The organism is Candidatus Thermoplasmatota archaeon, from assembly GCA_035541015.1.
GTDB lineage: Archaea > Thermoplasmatota > SW-10-69-26 > JACQPN01 > JAIVGT01 > DATLFM01.
The window spans coordinates 18508-29887 of record DATLFM010000082.1 but is presented as its reverse complement, the minus strand read 5'-3'; the positions used below and the strand labels follow the sequence as shown (position 1 = coordinate 29887).

Sequence of the window (11380 nt, the reverse complement as noted above, 5' to 3'; positions counted from 1 at the left end):
CGGCCGTGACGACCTCGAAGGTGGCGTCGAGGAGCTTTCCGTCGCGGACCTCCGCGAGCCCGAGCACGCCAGCCATCAAGCCCGCCTCCCGTGGCCTTTGTCGCGAAGGAGCGCGACGAGCTTCTTGGCCGCCTCTTCCTCGGATCCTTCGAGGATCGTGGCGCCCTCGCCCGCGGGAGGCGGGAGGAGCTTGACGACCCGCGTCTTTGCGCCCTCGCTTCCGACAAGCGCCCGCTCGACGCCCAAGGTCGCAAGGTCGTACGTCTGGATGGGCTTGCTCTTGGCCGCGAGGATGCCCTTGAGCGCCGCAAGGCGGGGCTCGTTGAGGCCGGTCTGGATCGTGAGGACGGCGGGCGTCTGAACCTCCACGATCTCGTTCACGCCGCCTTCGAGCTCGCGGTGCACCGTGAGCTTCTTGTCCGTCCAGTCCACCTTCGTCACGATCGTCGCGCAAGGCGCGCCGAGGAATTCGGCAAGCGCGGGCCCCACGACGCCGGCATCGTCGTCCTCGGCTTGCACGCCGCAAAGGACGAGGTCGAAGGGTTGCTTGCGAATGGCCGCGGAAAGCAATCGAGCGATCGCGATGCCGTCGCTTCCGGGCACGGCCGTGTCCCATGCGCGGACGGCGCGGTCGGCACCCTTGGCCAGGCAGGCCCGCAACGTTTCGTCCCATTCGGGGGGACCCACCGTCACGACCGTGACGCTTCCCCCGTGCTTTTCCTTGAGGCGAAGGCTCTCTTCGAGGGCGTAGGCGTCGAAGTCGTTGAGATCGTACGCGAGGCCCGCGCGCTCGATGTCCGTGCCGTCCGGTTTGATGCGGACGCCGGCGGAGATCTCGGGGACGCGCTTGACGCAGACGACGATTTCCATCCGGATCGGCGTTGCATCCCGCTTGCGGGATTTAACAGTATGTCCGGCTCGGACCCATTGTCCCGCCGTGGGGCAATCTATTTAACGGGCGTTGGATTTGGCGGTCCGATGCAGGACCGGCGCATGGTGTTTCCAGGCGACGAGATCGCCGTCGCCGAAGAGTTCGTGCCCGGGCCCGGCACGTACGAGGAGAACGGGCGCGTGCTGGCCGCGCGAATCGGCGTGCCGGTCCTCGACTCGAAGGAGTTCGTCGCGCGCGTCGACGCCCTCACGAACGTGCCCGTCGTGCTTCGGGCCGGAGACGAGGTCCTGGGCGTCGTGAACGCCGTCCGGTCGTCCATGGCAATCGTCGAGGTGCACGCGCGCTGCGACGCGCCCGAGCGCGAGATCGCCGGCGACACGAACGGCACGCTCCACATCAGTCGTGTGAGCGACGAATACGTGCCCGATATGGAATCCACCTTCAAGCTTGGCGACATCCTGAGGGCCGAGGTCGTAGGCGTCGATCCCTCGCTGCAGCTTGCCACGAAGGCGCCCCAACACGGCGTCCTCAGGTCGCTGTGCCCCCGCTGCCGCGCCAAGATGGACGCGCGGGAAGGCGCGCTCGTCTGTCCGGAGTGCGAGTGGAAGGACACGGGCAAGATCAGCACCCTCTATGGAACCGGAAAAGTTTAAGTACGGTGTCCGTTTCTACCGCCCGATTCCAATGGAAATCCGTCTCGTCGAGAAGGCCGACAACGCCATCGAGGTCGAGTTCGTCGGCGAGAACGAGACTCTTCTCAACCTGCTCAAGCAAAAGCTCCTTGCCATGGACAAGGTCGAGTCCGCCACGTACCTCACGGGGCACCCGCTCCTCGACCAGCCCCGCCTCTACGTCGAGGTGAAGTCGGGCAAGCCCGAGCAGGTCCTCAAGCAGGCGGCAAAGGAGCTTCGCGAGCAGTACGACGAGTTCGAGACGCAGCTTCTCCGCGCGCTGCCGGCCTCGGGCCCGGCGTGATCGGGGAGCGCGTGCCCGGCCGGTTCTTGCCGCTGCGCGAGCCTCCGCCCGAGGAGCGCAAGCTTGGCCTTGGCGACTACGTCACGCGCTCGGCGGGAATCGGCGGGCGCCTGCGCGCAAGCCCCGAGGATTTCGTCGTCGAGGAGATTCCCAAGCCCCCGGCCGCCGCGCAGGCGGGGGGCAAGTACACGATCGCGCAGGTGCGCGCCCGCAACTGGGAGACGAACCGGCTCGTGGCCGAGATTGCACGACGACTGTCGATCGGCCGGTCGGACGTGTACTTTGCCGGCACCAAGGACAAGCGCGCCGTGAAGACGCAGCAGCTTGCCATCCGCGCCCCGCAGGAAGCGGTCGAGAACCTGCGTCTGCGCGACGTCGAGGTCCTCTCCACCTATCGCGCGGACAAGGCGCCCAAGATCGGGGAGCTCCTTGGCAACCGCTTCGTCCTCCGGATCCGCGAGTTCGAGGCTCCTTTGGAGGAGGCGCTCGAGCGTTGCCGCGCCGTCGCCTCGGAGATCGAAGCCCTCGGCGGAGTGCCCAACTGGTTTGGTCCACAACGCTTTGGCAGCTTGAGGCCCATCACGCAGGACATCGGCAAGCGGCTCCTTGCCGGGGATCTTCGGGGCGCCATCCTCGATTACGTCGCGAATCCGCAGCCCGGCGACCCGCCCGACGTGCACGCCGCCCGGTCCTACTTCGAGGCCACCTGCGACGCGTCCGGCGCCCTGCAGCGATACCCCGACCACCTCGAGTACGAGCGGGAGATCCTCCGGCGCCTTCACGCTCGCCCGGACGATTGGGACCACGCCCTGCGCGCGTTCCCGCGAAACCTCCAGAACATGTTCCTCTACGCCTACCAGTCGCTCCTGTTCAACCGGATCCTCGCGGCTCGACTGGATGCGGGGCTTCCGCTGGCGGATCCGGTGCCGGGGGATCTTCTCGTGGCCATCGGCCGGGACGGAACGGTCGACCGCGAACGATGGATCGCGGTGACCGAGGAGAACCGCGAGGCGTGCTCGCGTGCGGTAGGTGAGGACGATGGCCGTGTCACGGCCATCTTGTACGGATACGAGGTTCCGTTTGCAGGCGGCGCGATGGGGCAACTGGAGCGAAAGGTCGTGGAGCAGGAGGAGCGTCTCGAAAGGGACCGTTTCCGGATGCCTCACCTGCCACATCTTGCCAGCCGCGGCACGCGCCGCGAGATCGCAATGAGGCCCGACGACCTGTCCATCCGAGGCGGCGAGGACGCGACCGGTCCCTTCGTCGAGCTGACGTTCCGCCTACCCAAAGGATCCTACGCCACGAGTCTCGCGCGCGAGTTCCTGAAGGCGTCCTTCGCGGCGTACTAGTTCGACTTGTCTTGGATATTGGCACATTCGATTTTTCTTGGTTTTAATGACGCCGCCTCGCGCAGCCATGGCGAGAACGTTCCCGTGGCGTGCCCAGCCGGGGCTACTGGGTGGGCGGGTCAAACCGCAAATTCTGACGATTTAGACTCCGGAGAGCCCTTTTTCACCCTGCGCGTCGAAACGGCCAGGGGTTTTGGCGTGAATTCATTATTATCTAGCTATGACAATAGAAAAATATCAACGCTCTCGTCCTTGGTGTTAACGTGCATGCGTACGGTCGGTGGGGGTATTTAAACAACCACCCGGCGTGGGACACCGTACACGAATCCGGGGGATGATCCGCCGACCCAGAATCGTGAGCTGGTCCGCGTGGTGTTCGGCTGCACGTTTACAGAAAACGCCAGTCACGTTCTACCGGCTACAAAATAGTGCAAGAGGTGATTCCTTTCACTCGAAATCACAGCGGGGCGGCGTAAACGTGCAAGCGTACGCTTTGGGGAATGCGCGTTTGATGTACACAAATGGGCATGCCCGATGCGAAGCGAAAACCTTCGTCCAGCGGGTCCGAAAATCCTGGCTGGTGGTCGCGTAGCCGCCGAGCCTGTGTCGAGCCCGATCGCGCGTCCCTGGCACCTGCTCGCACCGGGCGCGACAAGCAGTCGATTGGAACGTTACGACGTTTCCAAACGAACGCCTCTGGGATCGGCCCTCGCGGGCGCGGTGCGATTCTTCTTGGTATTCAAGAGCCTTGGTAAAACGGTTCGATCACCGTTGGCCAAAGACGTGGATGGTCGCGTTCGTGAGATTCGCCGTGCTGTTGTGGGCCGCCCGGATGGAAAACGTCCAAGTTCCGGTGACGGGATGGTGGACCGGAGCCTGCTGGGGCGAGCCCTCCGGCGGTTGGAGGAGCAGGGTTACGTTCTGGGCGTCCGGAGTGACGCGAGCGTCCAGGAGGGAAAGTCCGGCCGGAACTTCGAACGTTGACCGAGGAGGGCTCGTCGTTTCGTTGACGCTCACTCCGCCCATGCGCGCGAGAACGACAGGCACGCCAAGGCCCGGGAAGGTTTCGTTCCGGCAGGGGAAGAGACCCGGCAGTGTCGGACCCCCTCGCACGACGAACCGCGCCGGCCCGAACGGCACGTCTGCGGGGTCGACCCGCACCTCGAGCGTCCAGGGGCCCGCCGAGGGCGATTCGACGGCGCATTCGGCCGGCGAGGGGGACAAGCGACGGCTGTCGAAGCGCTCTCCCGTCGGCGACTCGAGGAGCACGTGGGTCGTGGGGCGGCGGCCGGCGATCTCGGCCACGTAGAGGAGGACGAGCCCGGCCGGCACGTCGAACGCGTGGCGCTCGACGGTGCCCGGGGTGAGCGAACCGACGTCCACGGAGGCAAGAATGCGCGTCTCCGCGAGGAAACGGTCGCCGTCGAGGCAACCGGCCAGCGGCAAGGCGAGCAGCACGGCGCACCACGCGGCCGCCCATCGCGGGAGCGAGTCCATGGGCGACCCCACGGCGGCGCAGGCTACGAACCTTTCGGGCGGCATGGAGGACGCATAGGTTCATCGTGGGGCGGAAGGCTTCGCCCGGGCATGCAATCGCCCCGCGCCCCCCGCGGCGCGAGCCTCACGTGCAAAGGTTGGCGCCAGGAAGGGCTGTACCGGCTGTTCCAAAACAACCTCGAGAACGCCGAGCGTCCGCAGGACCTCATCGTCTACGGCGGCACGGGCAAGCTGGCGCGCGACGTACGGTCCTTCGAGGGCATCCGCTCCGCCTTGGCTCGATTGGGGGACGACGAAACGCTTCTCGTGCAGTCGGGCAAGCCCGTGGGCGTGTTCCGGACGCACGATCTTGCGCCGCGCGTCCTGGTGGCCAACAGCAACCTCGTCCCGGCGTGGGCCACGTGGGAGCACGCCCGGGCGCTCGAAGCGCGGGGTCTTTGGATGTACGGCCAGATGACGGCCGGAAGCTGGTGCTACATCGGATCGCAGGGAATCCTCCAGGGCACCTACGAGACCTTCATGGCCGCCGCCCAAAGGCACTTCGGCGGCTCGCTGTCCGCGCGCATCGTCCTCACGGGCGGTTTGGGAGGCATGGGCGGAGCGCAGCCGCTGGCCGTGAAGATGGCCGGGGGCGTCTGCGTCGCCGTCGAAGTCGATCCCTCGCGCATCCGCCGCCGCCTCGATTCGGGCTACTGCGACGTCATGGTCGAGTCGCCCGCCGAAGCCGTGCGCCTGGCAGAGCAGGCGAGGCAAGACCGGAAGCCCCTGTCCATTGCGCTCCTTGGCAATTGCGCCGACGTCCTGCCCGCCTTTTTGGCCCGAGGCTTCCGGCCCGACGTCGTAACGGACCAGACAAGCGCCCACGACGCCTTGAACGGCTACGTTCCCGGAGGGATGGCGTACGAAGATGCCTTGGCGCTTCGCGCAAAGGAGCCTGCAACGTACCAGCGCCTCGCCCTTGCGAGCATGGCGCGCCACTGCCACGCCATGGTGGGCTTCCTTGGACGGGGCGCAATCGTGTTCGACTACGGCAACAACCTTCGCGGACAGGCGCTTGCCGCCGGTTTCGCACACGCGTTTGCCTACCCGGGGTTCGTGCAGGCGTACGTCCGACCCATGTTCTGCCAAGGGCGGGGCCCGTTCCGCTGGATTGCCCTGTCGGGCGATCCGGACGACATCCAAAAGACGCACGCGGTCGTCCGCGAACTCTTTCCGCACGACGCCATCCTCCAGCGTTGGATCGACCTTGCCGAGCGTCACGTTCCCGTCGAGGGCCTGCCGGCGCGCGTGTGCTGGCTTGGGCTTGGCGAGCGGGAGCGGTTTGCCGCGCGCATCAACGACATGGTCGCCCGCGGGGAGCTCTCCGCGCCGGTGGCCATCACGCGCGACCACCTGGACACGGGAAGCGTGGCCTCTCCGTACCGAGAGACGGAGGGCATGGCCGACGGAAGCGACGCCATCGCCGACTGGCCGATCTTGAACGCCCTTCTGAACACCGCCGCGGGGGCCGATCTCGTTGCGGTCCACTCGGGGGGAGGCGTGGGCGTGGGCCTCTCCGTGCACGCGGGCATGATCGTCGTCGCCGACGGCTCCGCCCGCACGGCCGAGCGCATCGGCCGCGTCTTTGTCACGGACCCCGGAATCGGGGTCCTGCGCCACGCCGACGCCGGCTACCCGGACGCGCGCCGGGTCGCCCGCGAGCAGGGCCTCAAGGGCCCCTTGCAGGAACCTTGATAAGGCGCCACGGATAGTGGGCGGCCGAGAGCTTGGTGAAAGCCCTGTCGCCGGAGGAGGTCTCCGCGCTCATCCACGACGTTCGTGGATCCGTCGCGGCGGCCCACGGGTTCCTGGCGGCGCTTCGCGAGGAAACCGGCGAGGCGCTCACGCCCGAGGCGCGCTCGTACGTCGACCGCGTGGAGCGGAACCTCCGGACGATCGAAGCGAAGATCGAAGCTCTGGCCAAGGCGTGACCATGGAGAAGTCCATTGCGCAACCCATTCGCATGCTCATCGTCGAGGACAACGAGGACCATTCCACGCTCCTGCAGCGGGCCTTCCGCGGCAAGCGCTTCGAGATCGACGTCGCCATCAACGGAAGCGACGCGATCGCGCTCCTGCGCGAACCCTACGACATCGTGCTCCTCGACTACAAGCTCCCCGACATGGACGGGCTCGAGCTTCTGGACAAGATCCGCGAGCGCGATCCCAACGCCGCCGTCGTCTTCATCACCGGCGAGGGCAACGAGGAGGTCGCCATGCGGGCGCTCTCCCACGGCGCGCTCGATTACGTGACGAAGCGCGCCGGCTACGACGTCGTCATCTCCGAGGTCGTCGAGGAGGCGCTGCAGAAGGTCGCCGACCTTCGAGGAACGGAGACCATGCCCAACCGCGAGGCGCTCGAGCGCGTCCTGGCCAACCTGCGGCTGGGCGGCGTCGTCAAGGCCATGATGGTGCTCTCGTTCAATGGCAAGGCACTCGCGTTCAAGCTTCCAAAGAGCGTGAACCCGGACGTCTCCGCCGTGGCGCTCGGGCGCCTTCGCACGGAAGCGGAGGCGCTCTCCGGCCATTTCAAGAGCGGGCTCATCTACGTCCACCTCCGCTTCGGCGCGCTTGGGGTCCTGCTGGAGCCCGTGGGCAAGCGCGCCGTGCTCGCCACGTTCATCGACCCGCCCGAGGCCGTCGCAAGCGCGCGCGTGCTCACGCGGCAGGCGATCGAGGCCATCCTCGCCGCCTGGTCCGGCGGCCCCTCGCCCCCGCGCAGCGACAAGGACCGCGACCGGGACAAGAAGGACTACGGCATGCCCGGGGCGCCCTAGCCGCCAAACGCTTATCCGCCGCGCGAGCATCCGAACCCCCATGCGCGCCGCCGCGCCGCCGCTTGCGCTCACGGGCCAGGACCTCCGCTGCGAGGACGTCGCCGGCGTCGCGCGCGAGAAGCAGCCCGTCGGGATCGCGCCCGCCGCGCAGGCGGCCGTGGACCGCTCGCGCGCCGTCGTCGAGGCCGCCGTCCGCGACGAGAAGGGGAAACCGGTCTACGGCGTGACGACGGGCTTTGGCGAGCTTGCCACCACGCGCATCCCGCCCTCGCGCGCGCGGGAGCTCCAGCGGAACCTCGTCCTCTCGACCGCCGCCGGCGTGGGCGCCCCCTACCCGACGGAAGTCGTGCGCGCGATGATGCTCCTTCGCGCCAACGCGCTTGCCAAGGGCCGCTCGGGCATCCGGCGCTCGACGCTCGACCTTCTCGTGTCCATGCTCAATGCGGGCGTGCACCCCGTCGTGCCCTCGCAGGGAAGCGTGGGCGCCTCGGGCGACCTTGCGCCCCTTGCCCACCTCGCGCTTGCCATGATGGGCGAGGGCGAGTGCGAGCACGGCGGCGGCGTCGCGCCCGCCGCGCGCGCGCTTTCCGCCGCGGGCCTCGCACCCGTCGAGCTTGCCGAGAAGGAAGGCCTCTCGCTCATCAACGGGACGCAGGCCATGACCGCCATGGCCGCGCTTGCGACCGTCGACGGCGCGCGGCTTCTCGCGACGGCGCAGGTGGCCGCCGCCATGAGCCTCGAAGCGCTCCTGGGCTCGGTCGCCCCCTTCGATCCCCGCCTCCACGAGGCGCGTCCCCACCCGGGCCAACGCGCCGTCGCGGAAAACCTGCGAAAGCTCCTGGCCGGAAGCGGCATCGTGGCGAGCCACGCCGGCTGCGACCGCGTGCAGGACCCCTACACGCTCCGCTGCATCCCGCAGGTGCTGGGGCCCGCGCGCGACGCGCTCGCCGAGGCGCGGCGCGTCGTCGAGATCGAGGCCAACAGCGCCAACGACAACCCGCTCGTTCTCGACGCCGACGTCGTCTCGGGCGGAAACTTCCACGGACAGCCCATCGCGCTCGTCCTCGCCTACCTCGCGCCCGCCATGGCCGAGATCGCCTCCTTCGCCGAGCGCCGCGTCGCGCGCCTCGTCGACCCGAACCTCTCCGAGGGCCTGCCCGCGTTCCTCGTGCCGGACAGCGGCGTGCAGTCGGGCTACATGATCCCGCAGTACGTCGCGGCGGCGCTCGTGAGCGAGAACAAGCAGCTCGCGTGGCCGCCCGTCGTGGACAGCATCCCCACGTCCGCCAACCAGGAGGACCACGTGAGCATGGGCGCCCACGCGGCGCTCTCCACGCGCCGCATCGTGGAGAACGCGCAGCGCGTGGTCGGCGTCGAGCTTCTGTGCGCCGCGCAGGCGCTTGCGCTTCGCGCGCCGCTTTCGCCCGCGCCGGCCACGGCGGCCGCGCTTGCGGCCGTGCGCCGGCGCGTGCCGCCCCTTGTCGCGGACCGCTACCTTAAGCCGGAGATGGACGCGGCCGCCGAGCTTGTCGCCTCGGGCGAGGTGCTGGCGGCGGCGGAATCCGTCTGCGGGCCGCTCGCGTGAACATGCATACGAATGTATACGTATGTATACATCAGACGGGCGCGCCGCCTTCGACCACGACCTTGCCGCGCTTCACGACCGTGTCCACGAGGTTCACGCCCAGGCGGTAGCCGAGCCATTCGTAGCCGGGCGCGTCGAGGATGAGAAGATCCGCCTGCTTTCCCGGCGCAAGCGAGCCCACGGCGTTCGCGCGGCCGATCGCGTGCGCGGCGTTGATGGTGGCGGCCGTGATCGCCTCGGACACGAACAGGCCGCAGCGGTACACCGCAAGCTGGAGCGCGAATTGCATCGATTCGGACCACGCGTTGGGGCAAAGGTCGCTGCCCAGCGCGACGGCCATGCCCTTGTCCACCATGCCCGCTCCGTCGGGGTAGGTCTTCATGAAGCTTGCAAATGGCGTGGCGGGCAGCATGACGCCGACGATGCCTTCGCGGGCGAGGCCCCGCAGCCCTTTCTCGGGCGTTTGCAGCAGATGATCGGCCGAGACGGCGCCGACCTCGATGGCAAGGTCCGCCCCGCCGGATCGCGTGAGCTCGTCTGCGTGGACCTTGGGCGCAAGGCCGAGGGCCTTTCCCGCCTTGAGGATGCGGCGGCCCTGCTGCAGGTTGAACGCGCCGGCGTCGACGAAGACGTCGCAGAAGCGCGCGAGGCCGGAGGCGGCCACGGCCGGGAGCATGTCGTCCACGACAAGCGTCACGTAGTCGTCGGCCTTGCCTGCGAATTCAGGCGGGATCGCGTGCGCGCCAAGGAACGTGGGAACGAGCTCGACGGGCTGCTCGCGCGAGAGCTGCGCGATGGCCTCGAGCATGCGAAGCTCGCCTTTGGTCGTAAGCGCGTAGCCGCTCTTTGTCTCGGCCGTGGTCGTTCCGTGCACGAGCATGCTTTCGAGCCGTTGCGCGGTCTCCTCGCAGAGGTCGGCGAGCGAGGCGTCGCGCGTCTGCCGCATGGTCGAGAGGATGCCGCCGCCTTGCCGGGCGATCTCCTCGTAGGAGAGGCCGTCGAGCTTCATGCCAAGCTCGTCCTCGCGCGAGCCGGCAAAGCACGCGTGCGAGTGGGCGTCCACGAAGCCGGGCAGGACGACGCGGCCCTCCGCGTCGATCTTCCGCCGCGCGGGGAGCTTCTTCAGCTCGGCGGTCGTGCCCACGCGCGCGATCGTGCCGTCGACGATCGCGACGGCGCCGTCCTCGACCACGCCAAGCTCCTGCAGAGCCGTGCCGGTGCGGGGGCCCGGCGGGCCCGCGAGCGTGAGGAGCTCCGAGGCGCCGTGGACGACGAGGTCGTAGGTGGGCTTGGCCACGCCTCCGGGAAGGCCTCCGGTGCCTTTTTGGCTTCGGTCGGGGTTGCCCGCCCGATGGAAAAGGCTTCCGGCGCCCGCGTCGTGGAATGCGTGCCCAACTTCAGCGAGGGACGGGACGCCAAGGTCGTCGAGGCGATCGCAGGGGCGATCGCCGCCTGCGGGGTGCGGGTGCTCGACGTCCAGAGGGACGCCGACCACAACCGCTGCGTCGTTACGTTCCTGGGCTCGCCGGAGGCGTGCAAGCGCGCGGCGCTTGCGGGCGCGCGCGTGGCCGTCGAGCGCATCGACATGAACCGGCACCAAGGCGCGCACCCGCGCGTCGGCGCGGTCGACGTGATCCCGCTCGTCCCGGTCTCCGGCATCACCATGGAGGAATGCGTGGCGCACGCTCGGGAGCTGGCGACGGCGCTGTGGTCCGAGCTTCGCCTGCCCGTGTACTTCTACGAGGAGGCGGCCACCCGGCCGGAGCGACGGAACCTCGAGGACGTGCGGCGAGGGCAGTACGAGGGGCTCCGGGAAGCCGTCCGCTCCGACCCGTCGCGCGCGCCGGACGTCGGGGAGGCTGCGTTGCATCCCACGGCCGGCGCCGTCGTCGTGGGAGCGCGCGCGCCGCTCATCGCCTTCAACGTCAACCTCGGCACCTCCGACCTCGCGCTTGCCCAGCGGATCGCCAAGGGCGTCCGCCACAGCAGCGGGGGCTTCCGCTACGTGAAAGCGATGGGCGTGAAGCTAGAGGACCGTCGGATCGTGCAGGTGTCCATGAACCTCACGAACTTCCGCGGCACGCCCATCCACCGCGTGTTCGAGACGATCCGCAACGAGGCGGAGGCAGCCGGCGTTTCCGTCGTGGGAAGCGAGATCGTGGGCCTTGTTCCCATGGACGCGCTCGTGGACGCGGCGCGCCACTTCCTGCGGATCGAGAACTTCGCGCCCGAGCAGGTGCTGGAGCGGCGGCTCCTGGAGGAGTAGG

11 protein-coding genes are annotated in these 11380 nt (G+C 68.5%); 8 read left to right on the top strand and 3 right to left on the bottom strand.

Annotated features, from left to right (window positions below; all coding sequences use genetic code 11):
* Positions 1–75: 75 nt before the first annotated feature.
* A complete protein-coding gene (locus VM681_07450; GenBank protein HVL87819.1) occupies positions 76–870 on the bottom strand; it encodes an electron transfer flavoprotein subunit beta/FixA family protein in 795 nt (264 codons plus the stop codon).
* A gap of 108 nt (positions 871–978) precedes the next feature.
* Between VM681_07450 and VM681_07445 the strand changes: the two genes are divergently transcribed.
* Genes VM681_07445 through truD form a run of 3 tightly spaced genes read left to right on the top strand, consistent with a single transcriptional unit; the run spans position 979 to position 3216 of the window.
* On the top strand, positions 979–1545 hold the full coding sequence (locus VM681_07445) for an exosome complex RNA-binding protein Csl4 (GenBank protein HVL87818.1): 567 nt from the start codon (positions 979–981) through the stop codon (positions 1543–1545).
* A 31-nt stretch (positions 1546–1576) separates the two neighbouring features.
* A complete protein-coding gene (locus tag VM681_07440) occupies positions 1577–1867 on the top strand; it encodes an RpoL/Rpb11 RNA polymerase subunit family protein (protein HVL87817.1) in 291 nt (96 codons plus the stop codon).
* Entirely contained in the window at positions 1864–3216 is a 1353-nt protein-coding gene (gene truD / locus VM681_07435; GenBank protein ID HVL87816.1) for a tRNA pseudouridine(13) synthase TruD, read from the top strand. Before VM681_07440 ends, truD begins: the two co-directional genes overlap by 4 nt.
* A gap of 765 nt (positions 3217–3981) precedes the next feature.
* Here truD and VM681_07430 read toward each other — a convergent pair.
* A complete protein-coding gene (locus VM681_07430) occupies positions 3982–4713 on the bottom strand; it encodes a hypothetical protein (GenBank protein ID HVL87815.1) in 732 nt (243 codons plus the stop codon).
* 90 nt (positions 4714–4803) lie between these two features.
* On the opposite strand from VM681_07430, the gene hutU reads away from it, so the two are divergent.
* The 4 genes from hutU to hutH are packed head-to-tail and all read left to right on the top strand — an operon-like array spanning position 4804 to position 9113.
* On the top strand, positions 4804–6447 hold the full coding sequence (hutU, locus tag VM681_07425) for a urocanate hydratase (protein HVL87814.1): 1644 nt from the start codon (positions 4804–4806) through the stop codon (positions 6445–6447).
* Positions 6448–6479: 32 nt separating this feature from the next.
* Positions 6480–6683, top strand: coding sequence for a hypothetical protein (locus VM681_07420; protein HVL87813.1), 204 nt, complete (start codon positions 6480–6482; stop codon positions 6681–6683).
* Positions 6684–6685: 2 nt separating this feature from the next.
* A complete protein-coding gene (locus VM681_07415; protein ID HVL87812.1) occupies positions 6686–7528 on the top strand; it encodes a response regulator in 843 nt (280 codons plus the stop codon).
* A gap of 40 nt (positions 7529–7568) precedes the next feature.
* On the top strand, positions 7569–9113 hold the full coding sequence (gene hutH, locus VM681_07410; protein HVL87811.1) for a histidine ammonia-lyase: 1545 nt from the start codon (positions 7569–7571) through the stop codon (positions 9111–9113).
* A gap of 31 nt (positions 9114–9144) precedes the next feature.
* On the opposite strand, the gene hutI is transcribed toward hutH, so the two are convergent.
* Complete coding sequence (hutI, locus tag VM681_07405) at positions 9145–10410, bottom strand: imidazolonepropionase (protein ID HVL87810.1); 1266 nt, start codon at positions 10408–10410, stop codon at positions 9145–9147.
* Between the two features lie 54 nt (positions 10411–10464).
* Here hutI and ftcD point away from each other — a divergent pair, with 54 nt between their 5' ends.
* Positions 10465–11379: a glutamate formimidoyltransferase gene (gene ftcD, locus VM681_07400; GenBank protein ID HVL87809.1), complete on the top strand. Its 915-nt coding sequence runs from the start codon at positions 10465–10467 to the stop codon at positions 11377–11379.
* The last annotated feature ends 1 nt before the right edge of the window (position 11380 follow it).